The 16799-nt window shown below is 66.3% G+C and carries 16 protein-coding genes; 6 read left to right on the top strand and 10 right to left on the bottom strand.

Going from position 1 to position 16799, the window contains the following annotated elements:
* On the bottom strand, window positions 1–763 hold a 763-nt coding region (locus VN634_09305; GenBank protein HXC51066.1), incomplete at its 3' end, for a hypothetical protein.
* 400 nt (window positions 764–1163) lie between these two features.
* On the opposite strand from VN634_09305, the gene VN634_09300 reads away from it, so the two are divergent.
* Complete coding sequence (locus VN634_09300; GenBank protein HXC51065.1) at window positions 1164–1646, top strand: DUF721 domain-containing protein; 483 nt, start codon at window positions 1164–1166, stop codon at window positions 1644–1646.
* A gap of 49 nt (window positions 1647–1695) precedes the next feature.
* On the opposite strand, the gene thiI is transcribed toward VN634_09300, so the two are convergent.
* Window positions 1696–2907, bottom strand: coding sequence for a tRNA uracil 4-sulfurtransferase ThiI (gene thiI / locus VN634_09295; GenBank protein ID HXC51064.1), 1212 nt, complete (start codon window positions 2905–2907; stop codon window positions 1696–1698).
* Between the two features lie 115 nt (window positions 2908–3022).
* Between thiI and VN634_09290 the strand changes: the two genes are divergently transcribed.
* Window positions 3023–3646, top strand: a complete 624-nt coding sequence (locus tag VN634_09290; GenBank protein HXC51063.1) for a CoA pyrophosphatase — start codon at window positions 3023–3025, stop codon at window positions 3644–3646.
* A gap of 279 nt (window positions 3647–3925) precedes the next feature.
* Here VN634_09290 and VN634_09285 read toward each other — a convergent pair whose 3' ends face one another.
* Complete coding sequence (locus tag VN634_09285) at window positions 3926–4663, bottom strand: MBL fold metallo-hydrolase (GenBank protein ID HXC51062.1); 738 nt, start codon at window positions 4661–4663, stop codon at window positions 3926–3928.
* 150 nt (window positions 4664–4813) lie between these two features.
* Between VN634_09285 and rlmD the strand changes: the two genes are divergently transcribed.
* The 4 genes from rlmD (at window position 4814) to VN634_09265 (ending at window position 10611) form a co-directional block, all read left to right on the top strand.
* Window positions 4814–6076, top strand: a complete 1263-nt coding sequence (gene rlmD / locus VN634_09280) for a 23S rRNA (uracil(1939)-C(5))-methyltransferase RlmD (protein HXC51061.1) — start codon at window positions 4814–4816, stop codon at window positions 6074–6076.
* A 47-nt stretch (window positions 6077–6123) separates the two neighbouring features.
* Window positions 6124–6387: a hypothetical protein gene (locus tag VN634_09275; GenBank protein ID HXC51060.1), complete on the top strand. Its 264-nt coding sequence runs from the start codon at window positions 6124–6126 to the stop codon at window positions 6385–6387.
* Between the two features lie 75 nt (window positions 6388–6462).
* Entirely contained in the window at window positions 6463–8136 is a 1674-nt protein-coding gene (gene sulP, locus VN634_09270) for a sulfate permease (protein ID HXC51059.1), read from the top strand.
* Between the two features lie 144 nt (window positions 8137–8280).
* Window positions 8281–10611: an MMPL family transporter gene (locus tag VN634_09265; GenBank protein HXC51058.1), complete on the top strand. Its 2331-nt coding sequence runs from the start codon at window positions 8281–8283 to the stop codon at window positions 10609–10611.
* A 9-nt stretch (window positions 10612–10620) separates the two neighbouring features.
* On the opposite strand, the gene VN634_09260 is transcribed toward VN634_09265, so the two are convergent.
* The 7 genes from VN634_09260 to VN634_09230 all read right to left on the bottom strand — a co-directional run.
* The gene (locus VN634_09260) at window positions 10621–11373 is read right to left on the bottom strand and encodes a hypothetical protein (protein ID HXC51057.1); all 753 of its coding nucleotides are present in this window, start codon (window positions 11371–11373) and stop codon (window positions 10621–10623) included.
* A 29-nt stretch (window positions 11374–11402) separates the two neighbouring features.
* The gene (locus VN634_09255) at window positions 11403–12275 is read right to left on the bottom strand and encodes a hypothetical protein (protein HXC51056.1); all 873 of its coding nucleotides are present in this window, start codon (window positions 12273–12275) and stop codon (window positions 11403–11405) included.
* A gap of 41 nt (window positions 12276–12316) precedes the next feature.
* Window positions 12317–13624 carry a DUF4056 domain-containing protein gene (locus VN634_09250; GenBank protein HXC51055.1) on the bottom strand — a complete coding sequence of 436 codons (1308 nt, stop codon included), beginning with the start codon at window positions 13622–13624 and terminating at the stop codon, window positions 12317–12319.
* A 75-nt stretch (window positions 13625–13699) separates the two neighbouring features.
* Window positions 13700–14971, bottom strand: a complete 1272-nt coding sequence (locus VN634_09245; GenBank protein HXC51054.1) for a DUF1015 domain-containing protein — start codon at window positions 14969–14971, stop codon at window positions 13700–13702.
* Between the two features lie 10 nt (window positions 14972–14981).
* Window positions 14982–15623 carry an L-threonylcarbamoyladenylate synthase gene (locus tag VN634_09240; protein ID HXC51053.1) on the bottom strand — a complete coding sequence of 214 codons (642 nt, stop codon included), beginning with the start codon at window positions 15621–15623 and terminating at the stop codon, window positions 14982–14984.
* The gene (gene purE, locus VN634_09235; GenBank protein HXC51052.1) at window positions 15605–16198 is read right to left on the bottom strand and encodes a 5-(carboxyamino)imidazole ribonucleotide mutase; all 594 of its coding nucleotides are present in this window, start codon (window positions 16196–16198) and stop codon (window positions 15605–15607) included. The genes VN634_09240 and purE overlap by 19 nt, the downstream gene beginning before the upstream one ends.
* 42 nt (window positions 16199–16240) lie before the next feature.
* A partial coding sequence (locus VN634_09230) for a phosphoribosylglycinamide synthetase C domain-containing protein (protein ID HXC51051.1) occupies window positions 16241–16799 on the bottom strand: 559 nt, incomplete at its 5' end.

Genomic DNA, 16799 nt, shown 5'->3' with positions numbered 1-16799 from the left:
CGTCGGGATGGCCGATGTTGAGGACGACCATCTTGGCCGCACGCCGCGTCTTGCCGCCCGACTTGATCACTCCCGCAGACGCGTCGGCCGCGCGCATGAAGGAAACCGGACCGGACGCCGTGCCGCCGCCGCCGAGGCGCTCCTTCGACGAGCGCAGCCGCGACAGGTTCACGCCCGAGCCCGATCCGCCTTTGAAGATGGTGCCTTCCTTGCGGTACCAGTCGAGGATCGAGTTCATCGTGTCTTCGACCGACAGGATGAAGCAGGCCGAGCACTGCGGCTTCGGCTCGACGCCGACGTTGAACCAGACCGGGCTGTTGAAGCACGCCTCCTGCTCGAGAAGCAGGTGCGTGAGCTCGTCGCGGAACGTATCGCGATTCTCGGAGTCGGCGAAGTAGCCCTGCTCCTCGCCCCATCCGACGATCGTGGTCACGACCCGCCCGATCAGCTGGCGGACGCTGAACTCGCGCGTCGGGGTGCCGAGGTGCCCGCGGAAGTATTTGGAGGCGACGACGTTGGTCGCCAGCTGCGACCACCCGGCCGGGAACTCGACGCCATGCTGCTCGAAGACGGCCTTGCCGCCCTCGCCCTGGATGACTGCGTCGCGGGTTTCCCAGTCGACGCTCGCGTACGGGTCGGCGCCCTGCGTGGACAGGCGGCGGGTGAATTCGAGGCCGCGGCCGGTCTGGCGGCCTTCGGAGGCCTCCGTGGTATCGGCCGGCATCGACGAAGCGGCGGCAAGTGCTCCTTTTTCCTCGGTCATTCCTCTCTCCTTGTAACGGGGAACGGACGAATCCGGTCCCGAAAAGCGTTGGTCTGATGACGCTGCGACGCGCCCGGCCGGGTCCGCCGGAAGCTGACGATCGCGTAAAGTCGATTGTGGTCGAAACGCTGCATCTAGCGTAGTGCTCGCGTCCCGGCCACTAGATATTGTGGCATCTTAATCCCGGTGTCGCTGTCATGCCAATCCGTCCCGACAGTTTCCGACAAAATTTCTCTGGCCCTTTCCCCAATCTGTGCGCCCATCTGTGCGCTGACCGGCGCCGGCCCCGCGCGGCCGCGGAGGATCAACCGGGGCTGTTCCTGCAGAATGCGGTCAGCCTCTGCAGAACTGCTTCGATCTCGTGCGCGGGGGATGCCCGACTCTGATACGAGACGCCGCCGTGGCGCGTTCCGCACCCACCCGGCTCTCGGCCCTTCTCGAGCAGACCCTTGCGCGATTCGGTCTGGATCGCCGGCTCGACGACTATCGCGTCTGGCAGGCGTGGGACGAGGTAGTCGGCCGGACCATCTCCCGCAACGCCCAGCCTGTGCGCTTGGACGGGACGCGCCTGATCGTCACGGTGCGCTCTTCGACGTGGCTTCAGGAGCTCAGTCTGCTCCAGCGCGAGCTCGTCACCCGGCTCAACGAATGGATGCAGCGCGAAGTCGTGCGCGAGATCTTTTTCGTCGTCGGCCGCGTCGAGCAGCAGTCGGAACGCGCAGCGAGCCGCGCTCCCGGCGAGCCGCAGGGACAGCGGCTGCGCGACGAAAACGCAGACCAGCTCGAGCTGGTGTCGCCGCCGTCATCGAGCGGCCTCAGTCCCGAAGTCGCAGCGACGTTCGAGCGACTCTGGCGCGCAGCGCGGGCGCGCAAGATCGACTGAAATCGGGGACAGACACCGATTTCGCGAAATCGGTGTCTGTCCCCGATTTTCAAACCAGCGCTACGCGGTTCTTTTCCGAGATCGGCTCGGGCCAGGACGGCTCGATCCATTCTTCCGTCGACGCTTCGATGCACGAGCTGACGAGGGCTTCGATGTCGAGCGTCGCTTCGGCGGCGACGACGGCATCTTCTTCGGCAGCGATCGACGGATGCTTCGGCACGAACAGCGTGCAGCAGTCCTGGTCGGGCTGGATCGAGATCTCGTAGGTTCCGGCGCGGTCGGCGTATCGGCTGATCTCGAGCTTGTCGGCGCCGACCAGCGGACGCAGCACCGGGAACTTCGACGCCTTCTCGACGAGCGTCATGTTGCGAAGCGTCTGCGACGCGACCTGCCCGAGACTTTCGCCGGTGACGAGCGCCTGGCAGTGCGTGTGGCGCGCGATGCGCGACGCGATCCGCATCATCATGCGCCGGTACATCACCACGCGAAGCGGGCGCGGCGCGAAGCGCACGATCTCGGCCTGGCATTCTCCGAACGGCACCATCGTCATGCGAAGCCGCTGCTGGCCGCGCGCGAGGATCGCCGCGAGCTGACGGGCCTTGTGCTGGCTGGCGGCGCTCAGGTACGGGACGCTGTGAAAATGCACGGCGTCGATGCGCGCGCCCCTGCGCTGCATGCGAAGGCCCGCGACCGGCGAGTCGATGCCTCCCGAGAGCAGCAGCAGCAGCCGTCCGGACGTCGACGCCGGCAGGCCTCCGCAGCCTTCCATGCGTTCGAACGACAGCAGGATCTCGCCGGGAAGCACCTGCACGTGGACCGCCGTGTCGGGCGAGCGCAGATCGACCGGAGCGCCGGTGCGCTCGACGATGCGTGCACCGACGCGGGCGCCGATTTCCGGCGACGGCGTCGCGAACCTGCGGTCGACACGCCGCACCTGTACGGCGAATGTCCCGTTCGGCTTCCAGCCGCCGTCGAGTGCTTCGTCGACCGCACGGTCGAGGTCTTCGAGCGACTCGCCGATGCGGCGCGCGACGAAGCAGTTTGCGATTCCCGGAATCGACGCGAGCCGCTGCAGCACGGACGATACGTCCGCGTCGGCGAGCTCGACGAAAAGCCGCGACCACTGGTGGCGTACTTCGGCGACCCCGAGCCCGGCAAGACCTCGCCGCACGTTGTCGACCAGGCGGGAGACGAACATCGGGCGCTGCCCGAGCTTGAGCGCAATCTCGCTGAAATGAACGATGATGACGTCGCCCTGCACCGGGCGACCCTAACCACCCCCGTCGAGCAATGACAACGTACTCCACGGGCGCGATCCGCGCGTCGGCAACGGCACTTCGCTTGCCCGCGCGCACGAGCGTGCGCACGATGCGCGCGTGACGATTCTTCCGAACGGCCGCGCGACCGGCCTTGCGCGCGACCTCGCACGCCATCTGAAAACACGCGAGCGCCAGCCGATGATCGACCCCGATGCCGTCTGCTGCGCCGTGCTGATCCCGCTGCTTCCGATTGCGCCCGCCGCCAACGGATCGGTCATCGAGGACTACGACGTCGTCTACACGCTTCGCAGCGAAGACCTGCCGAGCCACAAGGGCCAGGTCGCATTCCCGGGCGGCAAGCGCAGCGGCGACGAGGAGCTTCTCCAGACCGCGCTTCGCGAAAGCTCCGAGGAGATCGGAATCGTGCCGTCGGACGTCGAGGTCATCGGCTGCCTCGACGACGTCAGCACCATGGCCGGCCAGTTCGTGATCACACCGTGGGTCGGCCTGCTGCCGCCCGGCTACCGCTTCAAGGCGAACCCTTTCGAAGTCGCCGACATCTTCACCGTCCGCCTGTCCGAGCTCGCCAACCCGCGCCACCACGCGCAGACCACCCGCCAGTGGAACGGCAACACCTACGACATCTCGATCATCACCGCCGGACGCCACGAAATCTGGGGCGCGACGCACCAGATCACCACGAACTTCCTCGACCTGATCAAGGAAATCCGGCGCGAATAGCGCGAGACAGTTCCTCCAGATACCGAACGAGCGAAGCGGCGGCCTGCGATACCGCGACAATGTTTGCAGTACGCTGCGTCACAACGGGCGCACACTGAATGGCGAGAGCGGCCGCATGCACGAAGCGGGCTGCACAGAAGGGTCCAGATGCGAGGCGAATTCCGCGTAGTGAGCGGAGGCGTACTTCCCGTACGTTGAAGCGAACGAAGCGGAATTCAACGAAGCAGATGGGCCCTTATGTGCAGACCGCCCAGCGGGCGAGACGGAGACGGCCAACCGCTAGCGCTTGATCTCGACGACCATCCCATCTTCTGCGCGCTCGAACTTGAAGGTCTCAGCGCGGCGGACGTCGGCGCCGAGGTGGGTCAGCAGCAGGCGCTTGCACTGCAGGCGGTCGCGCTGCTCGAGCAGCTCCATGTAGCTCGTATGCATCGGAACCGTCGGTTCCATCGTGCAGCACTCGCACAGGAAGACGTCGACGCCCTGGCTCTTGGTCACGAATTCTTCGTTCCACGCGGAATCGCCGGAGAAGAGCATGCTGCCTTCCGGCGACACGATCCGGTAGCCGAGCGAGAACGGCTCCGCGTTGTGCGTGACCTTGAATGCTTCGATGTCGAAGCCGGCGGCCGTTACGCGATCCCCCGGCTGCAACTCGACGGCCTTGATCTCGAACGGCAGCTCGAACGTCTGGAGCTCCCGGTACAGCGCCGAGTACAGAGCGAAGCATCGCTCGAGAATCGTCGGCGGGCCGAGAATCGTCAGCGGGCGGTGGCGGGGATTCTCAAAGAGGTACTCGAGGAACAAGAACGGGATCCCGCCGAAGTGGTCCCCGTGAAGATGCGAGATCAGCACGGCGTCGGGAGCGGCCGACGGGATGCCCAGGCGCTTCATCCCCGCGAGCACCCCGGGACCGCATTCGATCATCAGCCGGCCGGCGTCATGTTCGAGAAGATTGCAACTATGCAAAGCGCCGCCAGAACAGAAGGCGTCGCCCGAACCGATGACCGTCAGCTTCACGGGGCGCAAACTAGGGGGCCGGAATGCGGCAAGTCAAGGCGACGCCATGATTTTCGAGCCGTCACTGCAGTCCGGGAAGTGGTTTCGAATCGCGCGGTCGCCGCTGCGATCGGGTTTGCAACCGGACGCGCCCGGTCACAGTTACCCTCAATGACAATCGACGTTTCCATCGATTCGCTAGCCTACGGCGGAAGCGCCGTTGCCAGGCACGACGGGCGCGTCATTTTCGTCGCCGGCGGAGCTCCGGGAGAACGACTGCGAGTTCGGATCACCGGCGAGCACGATTCTTACGCCGAAGCGGAGATCGTCGAAATCCTCGAAACCGGTCGCTCGCGTGTAGAAACGCCGTGCCCGATCGTCGGGGAGTGTGGTGGCTGTCCGTGGCAGCACGTTGAGTACGCTTCCCAGCTCGAGGCCAAGCAGCAGTCGATCGTCGAGGCTTTTCGCCGGATCGCCGGCATTGGCCCTTTGCCGATCGAGACGATCATCGCGTCACCGGAGAAGTTTGGCTACCGGAATCGACTGAGCCTTCGTTTTGAAGGCGGACGGATCGGATTCTACCAATCCCGCACGAAACGGCTGGTCCCGGTGCCCGACTGCCTGCTGGCCGAGGATCGCGTTCGCGAGGCGCTGCCGGTCGTGGAGCGCTTCCTCGCGACTCTCGCGACCCGCGTGATGCGGGTGGAGATCGCGTCGCGCGGACTACTGCCCGGCGTCACCGTGGCGGTCCAGAGCGGAAGCCGCCTTCGCCATGCCGATACGATGGCTGCGCGCACCGTGATCGACGATCGTGGATCGCCGATCCGCGGCCTCGTCATGCACGGGCGCGGCTGGAGTCGTTCGTGGGGCGATCCGACACGGCGCTACGAAGTCGCGCCGAATCGGATCGTCGATTTTCCCGGCGCATCCTTCGGCCAGGTCAACACGGGCGCCAATCTCGATCTGGTGCGCATCGTCGTCGAAGAGTGCACCGGGAAGCCGCCTGCGCACCTGGTCGAGCTTTATGCAGGCGCCGGCAATTTCTCACTCGCGGTTGCCGGCAGAAGCGGCCGCGTGCTCGCGGTCGACGAGGACGAAGCAGCCGTCGAGGCGGGACGCGCTGCTGCAAAACAAGCCGGACTGCGGAACGTCCGCTTTGCTGCCGCCCGGGCCGAGGAGTGGCTGAGAACGGCAACAGGGCCGGTCGACGTCCTGCTCGTCGATCCACCGCGCAGCGGACTTCGTGAGACAGCCGGGACAGCGGCCGCACTGCGCGCCCCTCGCGTGGTCTATGTTTCTTGCAATCCTGCGACCCTGGCGCGTGACACGCGCGTTTTCATTGACGCCGGATACCGCATCGGACGCGTCGCGCCGATCGATCTTTTTCCCCAGACCTTCCACGTCGAAACAGTATGCACACTGGAATTGACATGATGCGGACCTGCTCTTAGGCTCGACCCCGACGAGAACGGGGGCCCGAGATGAAGAAGAAGACACCCGCTGCCAAGACTGCGACCGGCCCCCGAACCAAGATCACGATCATTCCCGGCAAGGGCGTCTCGCAGGCCATCAACTACCTTCTGGAAGATCGCGACGAGCTCGAATGGCTCGTGGCCGTCGGTCGCAACAAGGACGGCGAGATCTTCTTTTACGATACCGGCGGCGACATCATCGAAGATCTCGGAACCCTCGAGTACCTCAAGGCCCGCATCGCGCGCGCCCATTTCGGCGAAGACGTCGAATAAGCGCGTCTTTCGCGGGCAATCAGCCCGCACACCTGACGAATTGGACCTGCCCGTCGGCGGCGTATAGCCAGCCCGATGCCTGCGTCGCGTTGGCGACCGTTTACTCCCAAGCTCGTGACCGTCCTCGGCGAGGGCTACTCGCCGGCGGACTTTCGCGCCGACTGTCTTGCCGGCCTGACGGTTGCGATCATCGCGCTGCCGCTTGCGATGGCCCTCGGCATCGCGTCGGGAACCACACCGGACAAGGGACTGCTTACCGCCGTGGTGGCCGGCTTCCTGATTTCCGCGCTCGGCGGAAGCCGCGTGCAGATCGGCGGGCCGACCGGCGCGTTCGTCGTCGTCGTGTTCAACGTGATTGCGAAGCATGGCTTCGACGGCCTCGTGCTGGCGACGCTGCTCGCGGGCGTGCTGCTGGTGATCGCCGGCTTTGCGCGGCTGGGGACGTGGATCAAGTACATTCCCGATCCGGTCGTCACCGGTTTCACGACGGGGATCGCCGTCATCATCTTCTCGAGCCAGGTGCGCGACCTGTTCGGACTTCGCATGACCGAGGTGCCCGCCGACTTCCTCGAGAAGTGGTCGGCGTTCTGGTCGGCACGCATGTCGGTCAATCCGTGGAGCGTCGCGGTGTCGGTCGTTGCCGTCGCGCTGATCCTCTTCTCGAGGCGCTACCGGCCGCGCTTTCCATCTTTCCTTGCGACCGTGATCGCAGGTTCGGTGGCCGTGGCGGTCTTCGGCCTTCCCGTCGATACGATCGGATCCCGCTTCGGCGCGATCGCCGCCGGGCTGCCGATGCCGCACGTGCCGGCCATTTCCATCGCACGGATCCGCGATCTGATGCCGAGCGCGCTCACGATCGCATTTCTTGCCGGCGTCGAATCGCTGCTTTCGGCCGTCGTTGCCGACGGCATGACCGGACGCCGTCACCGTTCCAACTGCGAGCTCGTCGCCCAGGGCGTCGCGAACATGGCGTCGGCGTTCTTCGGTGGAATTCCGGCGACGGGCGCGATCGCGCGCACCGCAACGAACGTTCGTTCCGGTGCGCGCTCGCCGGTTGCCGGCATGCTCCACGCGCTGTTCATCCTTCTCTTCATGCTGACGCTCGCACCGGTGATGATTTACGTGCCACTGGCGTGCCTTGCGGCCGTCCTCGTCGTGGTCGCGTGGAACATGAGCGAGCTTCATCGCTTTCGCCGGCTGCTCGGCGCACCGCCGGGAGACCGCATGGTCCTGCTGCTGACGTTCGGCCTCACGGTGCTCGTCGACCTGACTGTTGCGATCGAGGTCGGCGTCGTGCTCGCGTCGGTGTTGTTCATGCATCGCATGGCGGAAGCCGTGGCGGTCGAAGGCGGACCGGTTCTGTTCGAAGAAAACGGCGACGACGACGACGAGATCGGCGCAGTGGCCCGCGAGGACCTGCCTCCCGGCGTAGAGGTATTCGAGCTGCGCGGGCCGCTGTTTTTCGGTGCGTCGGGCCGCCTCCTCGATCTTCTCGAAGCCACCGCGCACCAGCCCCCGGCGGTTTTCGTGCTGCGCATGCGCGAGGTTCCACTGGTCGACACCAGCGGCGAGAGCGCACTGCGCGAATTCGTACGCCGCTCGGCAGCGCTCGGGACCCGCGTCGTCATCACCGAGTTGCAACCGGCGGCAGCCGGCCTCCTCGATCGCATGAGCTTCGGCGGTCATCATCCGAACCTCGCGATCACGGCGACCCTCACGGACGCGCTACGGGCTGCGGCACCCGCCTGAGCCCACCCGGCAGTACGATCATGGAGCTCGAGCCGCGCGTGACAGTGCGCATCTCATCGATATCGTGCTACACGCGGTAGCCACACGGAGCCCGGGCGTCTGGCCGCGCTCGTGCAATCCAGCCGCACCCGACACGGAGACTTCGTGAATCACGACACTGGGCGTCTTCCTGGGACCGACGCCAACCCCGACACCGGCCGCCTCCAGCGCGCGTTCGACGCAATCCTGCGCAGCAGCCGGCTGATCCTTGCGATCTATGCGGTCCTGCTCGTGCCTTCGGTCTACTACGCGGTGCGCGTCGGCCAGGACAATTCGATCGACCGCCTGATCGTTGCCGACGATCCGGATGCGATCGCGACGCGCGAGTTCGAGAAAGTGTTCGGCTCCGGCGAATACGCGATCCTGCTCGCGGAGGCTGACGATCCGCTGGCACCCGGCGCCATTGCCAAAATCGACGCCGTCGAGCGTGCGCTCGCGGACATCCCGGCTGCAACTTCGAACTCCGCGCTGTCGATGTACCGGCGCGCGAAGGCCGGATTCGAGCCGACGCCCGAGCAGTGCGAAGCCTTTCGCAAATTCGTCTCCGGCACCGACCTGCTGAGGAAGCAGGGCCTCGTCGGCGATCATTTCCTCGCCATCGGCGTGATCCTGAACGTCAAGGACACGGCCGATCGCTCCGCCACGCTCGATGCGATCGATCGCGCGGTCGCACCGATCATCGCCGATCCGGCGCCTCTCACCGGCTTCTACCGGCTCGGGCAGCCGTACGTGAACCGCTATCTCGACGAGACCCAGCGCTCGGCACCGATGTACTTCCTGCTGTTCACGGCGTTCGTGATCGTGCTGAACCTGTCGCTGTACCGTTCGGTCCGGACACTGTTCGCGTTCCTCATCACGCTTGCCGTCAACCTCGCAATGGCGGTCGGGTACATCGGGTGGACCGGAGGCAACTTCACGATCGTCTCGCCGATGGTGCCGATGACGATCCTCGTGACCGCCACCGCGTCGCTCGTCTATCTGCATTCGCGCTTCGTCGACTGTCCTGCCGGCCGCGACGTGCACGCGCATCATCTCTTCGCGCTCGACAACAAGTTCGTCGCGTGCACCGCGTCGATCTTTGCGACCGCCGTCGGGTTCGCCGCGCTGCTGGTCTCCAACATCCGCCCGATCCGCGAGATGGGCTCGTGGGTGGCCGTCGGGCTCATGATGACGTGGGTCATCGTCTTCACGCTGTTCCCGGCGCTGCAGAAGGAGCTCGCGACGCCCACCGAGCAGGAGCGCCATGGCGTCGGCGATCGCGTCCGGCGCGCTGCCGAATGGCTGCCGCTGTTCACGTATCGCTGGCGCTGGCTGCTCGTCAGCACCGCGCTCGCGATGAGTGCAGCCGGCGCGGTCGCGCTGTTCGGCCTTCCCGGCTTCGTCAAGCCGCTGCCGATCCTCACCGATCCGGTCGAGTACATGGATCCGTCCAACCAGCTCTACAAGGACACCAAGCGGCTCGGGACGATGATCCCGGGCCTTTCGGTGTCGCAGGTCTGGCTGAAGGGCGAGCTCGGCTCCGTCTCCGAACCGGATGTGCTGGCCGGCCTCGACCACTTCCAGGCCGATCTCGAAAAAGACCCGGACATCGGCGCCGCCGTCGGCCCCACGACCATCCTGCGCATCATGCGCTACATCGGCGGCGAGCCGGAGGAATGGCCAAAAGATGCCGACGGCCTGGATGCGCTCGGCGTCGACCTCGAAGGCCTGGTCGGCAAGGAACCGATGCTGCAGCGCTTCGTGCAGCCGCACGAGCTCGCGCAGACGCACTACACCATCGTCAGCCATGAGACCGAGCACGAGGACTTCGAGCGCCTGAACGCCTCGATTCGCGCGCGGTGGAAGGCCGCCACTGAGCGCGACCCGGCGCTCGCGAAATTCGAAATGAGCATCGTCGGACTGTCGGCGCTCAACGCGAAGATGGCGCAGAGCCTCGTGCCGACACTGATCGACAGCTTCCGCATCACCGTCGCGATCATCTTCCTCGCGTTCCTGATCGTGTTCCGCAGCGGCATGGCGCGCCTGCTGGCGATGATCCCGTCGCTGTTCGCGATCCTCGTGATGTTCGGCGTGATGCGCGTGTTCGACGTCCCGCTCAACGTCGCGACGATCCTGATCGCTTCGACGATCCTCGGCACGTCGGAGAACGACCAGATCCATTTCTTCTGGCATTTCCAGGAGGCCGATCCGAAGCGCAGCGTCGAGCTCGCGCTGCGCCACACGTTCGTCGTCGCCGGGCGCGCGATCTTCTTCGCCACGCTGATCAATGCCGGTGGCTTCCTCGCGTTCGGGCTCGCCGACCTTCCGTCGATGCGTCAGTTCGGCGTGCTCGCCGCGCTCGCGTTCGTGCTGTCGATGATTGCCGACTTCTTCGCGCTGCCGGCCGCGCTGTGGATCCTGCTGCGGGCCAAGCCCGATCCCCGCCCGACGAGCTGAAAAAGCAGATCAGCCGCGCGGGATGACTCCGAGCAGCTTCTTCTTCTTCGGCGTCGGAATCGGCGTCGGCCCCGGGCACTCGACTTTGCCCGCGTCCGAGAAGAGGTTGACGAGCAGGGTCTGCTCGTCGTTGCGCATCGTGTCCTTGACCGAAAGGCAGTAGCACAGGTGCGGCACCGCCGGTGCCGGGTCGTTGAGCGTGATGTATGCCTCGGCCAGAAACAGGTGGTTCTCCGGATCGTCGGGATACTCGGTCACCTGCTGCTCGAGCAGGTCGAGACCGACCTCGGAATCGCCGTGCTCGACGAGGTTGGAGGGGGCCGCCACGTACATCGTTCCGAGGATGCGCCTGGCCGCACCGTTGCGGAAGTGCGGGTCCAGCTCGAGACTGCGGCGCGCGTGGCTCTCGATGCTCTTGAGCAGGTTCGCCGCCAGCAGGCCCTTGTACTGCACGTAGCGGCCCGTGATCCCGGCCCACGCAAACTGGAACGCCGCCGTGTCTTCGTTCAGGTCGCGGATCTTCCGGTACGCTTCCTTTCGATCGGCCTTGGTATCGTCGCCTTCGGCCACGAGAGCTTCGAGCGTGTCGTAAATCTCGATCGCCTGCCCCTGCTTGAGCGCCGTCTCGAACGCGTCGTAGCCGGCCGGCCGCAGCAGCACCGCGCAGCTCGGCATCAGCAGGAGCACGGCGAGCGCCGCAATCTCGACGGCGCTTCGAACAGGGCGTTTTGCAGAATGCTCGGAGGGCAAGGTGGATCGCATTGGCGCCGCCCCTTTGCGCGCTTCGCGCGTCAGTTGCCGCCGTACGCTGCGACGACCGAGGCGTAATCGGCGGCGCTGGCCATGTCGAGCGACAGGATTCCGACTTCGGCGCAGGCCGGCTTCGCATCGGATTCGCAGACTTTGTTGAAGTTTCTCTGGAACCCGAGCCGCTCGGCAGTCGGTGCACTCGGGAACGCCGCCACTACCATCGGCGGCAGCTTCGGGCTCGACCATACCGTCTTGACGTCGCTGGCGGTCGTCAGCTTCGCGAGCTCGCTCGCCTGCGCGTCGTCGATCAGCGCGCAGTCGGCGGCGTCGGAGACGACCTCCTTGATCGTCTGCAGCGGTCGCTGCGTCGGGTCGAGCGTGAAGTCCGAGAGCACGAACTCGCCGCGCGCGACGACTTTCTCGATGAAGCGCTTGTCGGTCGTATGATCGCTCGCGAGCTTTTTGCCTTTGCAGCCGGCGAGATCCTTGGCCGTCTTGCTGATCAGGAAGTACTGCTGCCCGCCGACCAGCGACACGGCGACCTTGCCGATCACTTCGAGGCCGTACTTGATGCGGAAATCGAGGAAGGCCGCCAGCGAGATGATGCCGTAATGCGGCTTCTGCGACTCGATGAACTGCTCGGCTGCGGTGCGCGTCGTGTAGTACTGGCCCTTCGCATCGCCCCACTGGTTGTACTGGGCCGCGGCCGCCACGAAGCGGTCGAGATACGGCTGCGCGAGCGTCGGGCTGCCGACGCCGTGCTCCTTGAGGACCAGGATCCGGATCGGCTCGCTCTGTGCGCGGCAGGGCGCGACAAAAGCGAGAATTACCGTGAAAAGAATTGTGGAGAGGCGCACTTGGAGATTCATGACGGTGCCGCTCGCGAACTTGTCGGGGATGCGAGCCGCGGTCAACCGGGGTGCTGCAGGATGGGGATTCTTTTCCCCGGACGAGGTCAGCGCGGCTCCGCGGCATCGGGCTTGTCGGCATCGGGGCCGAACATCTTTCCGTTCTCGTCGCGGATGAACGCGACGATGCGCGAGAAGTCCTTCTGCGTCAGCCGGCGGCCGATCGAACGAAAGGGCTCCCGCGACGCCAGCTCGTCGGGAAGATCGATCACGAGCGAAGCCTGCCCGTCGAAATCGATGCCGTCGATTGCGTCCGGGTTGTCGATCGGCATCGGCGACGGATTCTCGCCGCACGCCGCGCGCAGCTTCGGTCCCATCCGGGAGCCCGGAACCAGCCACGGATGAAGGGCCGGACCGCCGTCGAAATTGCGCCGCAGGACCAGCGACACGTCCGGTATCCGTTTTGTCGAGTCCCACCACAGGCCGTCGACCGACAGCATCGCCTCTTCCGCGGTCTTGGCCGGCACCGAGCCGACCAGCTCGAGCGAGCGGTCGAGCCACTGGTCCATGTTGCGGTTGTACGCGAACTCGTCGCGCGCGCCTCGCTGCGACACGACCGCGGCTGCGATGCGTGCGCCGAGAAGATCCGAGTACAGGTCCTCCGGCGAGAACGACGAGACCTTTTCGGGAAACAGCGTGAACGTGGACCAGCCGAACCACGTGACGATCTCGTGCCAGACCGAAGACTGGAACGCGAGCCACTGCCCGAGCGGAATCGCGATCGCCCAGCGGCCTTCCTGCGAAAGCGTCGCCGGATCGATCGGCTGCAGCGCCACGTGCACCTTCGCGCCTTCGCTCGGAAGAGGAATGTCCCCTCCGCTCTCGAGATTGCGCGCGACCGCAGTGATCAGGTACAGCGCCGCGTCGGCGTTGTCGCGAATGTGCGCGACGTCGAGAAATCCGGCGCGACAGCTGTAGATGAGACCATTCTCTTCGCTGTGCAGCAGCTCCGGCGCGCCGCCGCGCGATCCGAACGTCGAGCTGCCGCTGTCGTACACGTGATGCCGCAGCTTGCGGCGATCGACCATGTTGCCGAAGAAGTACAGAGGAACGGGCACCGGCCCGACCCGCACGCGAAGCTGCGCGCCGAATGCGCAGCACGGGCGCATCTTGACGCGCATCGGCACTTCGGCGATCTCGCCGGCATACGGGTCGCGCGGCGCTCCGAGCGCGCCTTCGGGCCGGAACAGACGGGCCGTATCCCGGCCGGCCGGCGACTCGTCGGAATGCCAGCGCGGACGGGCCGCGCACGACGAAAGCACCAGCAGCAGCACGGCAAACGTCAGCCGCGCCGCAGGCCTCGCGGAGCGAACGTGTGCATCCGGTCGCATGTCGATGTGCCGCTGCGCAGCCAAGCTCGAATTCCGCAATGGACGGCCACTTTGCCTGACGGCAAACCCAACACCAATGCTGGCGCCCGGCTGTGCAGCCTATTCGAGCGAGTGGAAGACCAGGCCCGTCAGAAGCTTCGGATAAAAGTAGGTCGACTTGTGGGGCATGAGCTCGCCGGCCCGGCAGACCGCAGCCATCTGTTCGGGACGCGTCGCGTTCATCAGGAACGCGCCTTCGAGCTGGCCCGAGCGAACCCTCGAAAGGATCTCGCCGGCATCGATCGAGTACGCGAGCTTCGGCTCCGTGGCGCCCGCACGCACAAGCGCGCCGCCGATGATGTCGTCGTGGAGAACCTTGACGTCGAGACCCTCGAGCGGCGACGACGGATGCGCCGCGACCGGCCGCGTCGCGAGCAGGACATGCGGCAGGCCGGCAAGCGCAACGCCGAACGCATGGCGGTCGGGACCGACCTTCGAAAGCGCATCGATCAAGCGGCGCGCGCCGTCCTCGTCGGCCGCAAAGCTCTCGAGCGCGAAACTTTCGGAAAGCGCACGCTCGAGCTCGCGCGCATCGGCGCCGCCGGCCGAAACCAGCTCGCGGTGGGTCGGAAGGATCACCATGCCGGGATCCTCGAACGCGGCGAGAAACGCGAGCACGTGCGCCGCGGGCGCTTCTTCGTCTCCCGGCGAATCGTCGCCGGTCGGCGGCTCCGCACCGCCCGAGACGTCTTCGTACCAGTAGTTGAGCGCCGTCTCGTAGCGATGATGGCCGTCGGCAATGAACAGCGCCTGGTCACTGACGGCCTTTTCGATCGCGCGCACGCCTTCGCCGCTTCGCACCGCCCACAGCCGATGACGCACGCCCTGGTGCATCAGGTCGACATCCGGCGTTGCCGACCATCCGCCATCCGGCTCCGGCACGAAGCCGGGCTTCGAATACACGCAGAAGATCGGCGACAGATTGGCCTTCACGCGTCGCGTGAGCTCGAGCCGGTCGCGCTTGTGATGGGCGAACGTGTTTTCGTGCCGCAGCACGACGCCGGTCGAATACGGTTCGAGCGCGAGCGCGCCGAGCACGCCGATGCGCCTTCTCGGGCCGCCGGCCTCGAATTCCTGCGTGTACAGGTAGAAGGCCGGCGCCGCGTCACGCGCCAGCACGCCATCGCTCTGCCAGGCGCGGTACTGCGCGGCGGCCGAGTCGTGGCCTTCCTTGTTGAGGATGAGGCGCGTGCAGTTGAACGGGCTCGCCTCGTAGAACGCATCGCGCTCGGCAGGGCTGATCACGTCGTAGGGCGGCGCGACGACACCGTCCATCGCGCCGACACGCGACGGGGAATAGCGGACCGCACGAAACGGACGAAATCTGGCCACGGGATCCCTCTCAGGCAGGCTCGAGCGTGATGATGGAAGCGATCGACTCGGTGCGAACCGCACCGGCGCGAACCACGGTCGCACGGCCCTCGTAAAACTCAACTACGGTCGACGCGCTGGTCGAGTCTCGCGGGCCGCCGTCGACGACGAGCGCAAGCCCGCTCGCACCGTCGAATGCACGGCGCACTTCATCGGCGCTTCGTGCCGGCGGCTCGCCGCTTCGATTGGCGGACGTCGACGTGAGCGGCGCGCCGAACGTCTCGACGAGCCGCGCAGCCCACGGATCGCTGCTGCAGCGAAGCCCGACGCCGCCCGACGGCCCGCGCAGCGCGGGCGCAACCGAAGCAGACGCCGGCAGCACGATCGTCAGCGGACCGGGCCAGAACGCGTCGACGAGCGCGTACGCGTCCGCGGGCGGCGCCGCGTCGAGAAGCGGCATCGCCATGTCGAGATCGCGGACCAGAAGCGAGATCCCGCGTCCGTCGTCGCGGCCCTTGAGACGGACCAGCGCCGCTACCGCTTGCGCGCGGCGCGCGTCGACGGCGAGCCCGTAGACGGTCTCGGTCGGATACGCGACGATCCCGCCGCCGGCGAGCACGCGCGCCGCAGCGTCGATGTCGCGATCGGAAACGGTCAGCTGTTCCCGGGCCATCTGCGCACGAGTCCGGGCACCGCATCCGCCATCGTTCTCTTGCGCTCGACGAGCGCGCGAGCGAGGCGCGCGTCGGACAATGCCAGGATCTGTGCCGCCAGCAGCGCAGCGTTTCGCGAGCCGGCTGTCCCGATCGCGAGGGTTCCGACCGGTACACCGGCGGGCATCATCACCGTGGACAGCAGCGCGTCCATCCCGCGCAGTGATCCGGAGTCGAGCGGGACGCCGAGCACGGGAAGCGTGGTTGCCGCCGCCACTGCACCGGCCAGGTGCGCCGCGAGACCGGCCGCCACGATCAGGACCTTCAGGCCGCGGTCGGCGGCGCTTGCCGCGTAGTCGGCGGTCTTGCGCGGAGACCGGTGCGCCGACGTGACGACGACTTCGTGCGCAATGCCGAGCTCTTCGAGAATCTTCGCGGCCTCGTTCATCACGTCGAGATCGCTCGAGCTTCCCATCAGGATGCCGACGAGCGGCTGGGCCGCTTTCGTCCGGGCGGCTTTCGCAGCGGGTTTTGCAGCCGGCTTCGGGGCTTTTGCGGCAGCTTTTGCGGAAGGCTTCGCGGCTTTTGCGGTCATGCGGTTCTCTCTCCTGTTTGGCGCTCGCGCTGGTCGCGTTCGCTATTTGGCGCTCGCGCTGGTCGCGTTCGCTGTCTGGCGCTGGCTTTGTTCGCGCTCGATTGCGCGCCACGCGATGTCGCGGCGGCAGTGCGCTCCGTTCCAGTGAATGCGATCGACGGCGGCGTATGCCGCGGCCGCTGCATCCGCAACGCGCTCGCCGGTCGCGCACACGCCGAACACACGGCCTCCGGCCGTGATCCAATGACCCGACGCATCGCGCTCGGTGCCGGCGTGAAAGATCTGTGCACCGGCCGTTCGCGCGGCATCGTCGATGCCGTCGATGCGGTCGCCTTTGCGGATGTGACCGGGATAGCCCGCTGCCGTCATCACGACGCAGACCGACGATCCGTTCTTCCACTCCAGGCGATGGCTCGCGAGCGTGCGGTCGATCGTCGCATCGACGAGGTCGAGCAGGCTCGAATCGAGGCGCATCATCAGCGCCTGGCATTCGGGATCGCCAAACCGCACGTTGTACTCGAGTACTTTCGGACCGGAAGCGGTCAGCATGATTCCGGCGTAAAGCACGCCGCGGTAATCGATGCCGCGCGCCGCGAGCGTT

The sequence above is a fragment of the Candidatus Limnocylindrales bacterium genome, from assembly GCA_035571835.1.
Taxonomy (GTDB): domain Bacteria; phylum Desulfobacterota; class Binatia; order UBA1149; family CAITLU01; genus DATNBU01.
The sequence above is the reverse complement of the archived record's forward strand: the minus strand, read 5'-3'. Positions and strand labels throughout refer to the sequence as shown.

Excerpts from the sequence above, each read along its gene's own strand:
- rlmD (HXC51061.1), top strand. The coding sequence starts at position 4,814 with ATGACAATCGACGTTTCCATCGATTCGCTAGCCTACGGCGGAAGCGCC.
- VN634_09275 (HXC51060.1), top strand. The coding sequence starts at position 6,124 with ATGAAGAAGAAGACACCCGCTGCCAAGACTGCGACCGGCCCCCGAACC.
- sulP (HXC51059.1), top strand. The coding sequence starts at position 6,463 with ATGCCTGCGTCGCGTTGGCGACCGTTTACTCCCAAGCTCGTGACCGTC.
- VN634_09260 (HXC51057.1), bottom strand. The coding sequence starts at position 11,373 with ATGCGATCCACCTTGCCCTCCGAGCATTCTGCAAAACGCCCTGTTCGA.
- VN634_09240 (HXC51053.1), bottom strand. The coding sequence starts at position 15,623 with ATGGCCCGGGAACAGCTGACCGTTTCCGATCGCGACATCGACGCTGCG.
- purE (HXC51052.1), bottom strand. The coding sequence starts at position 16,198 with ATGACCGCAAAAGCCGCGAAGCCTTCCGCAAAAGCTGCCGCAAAAGCC.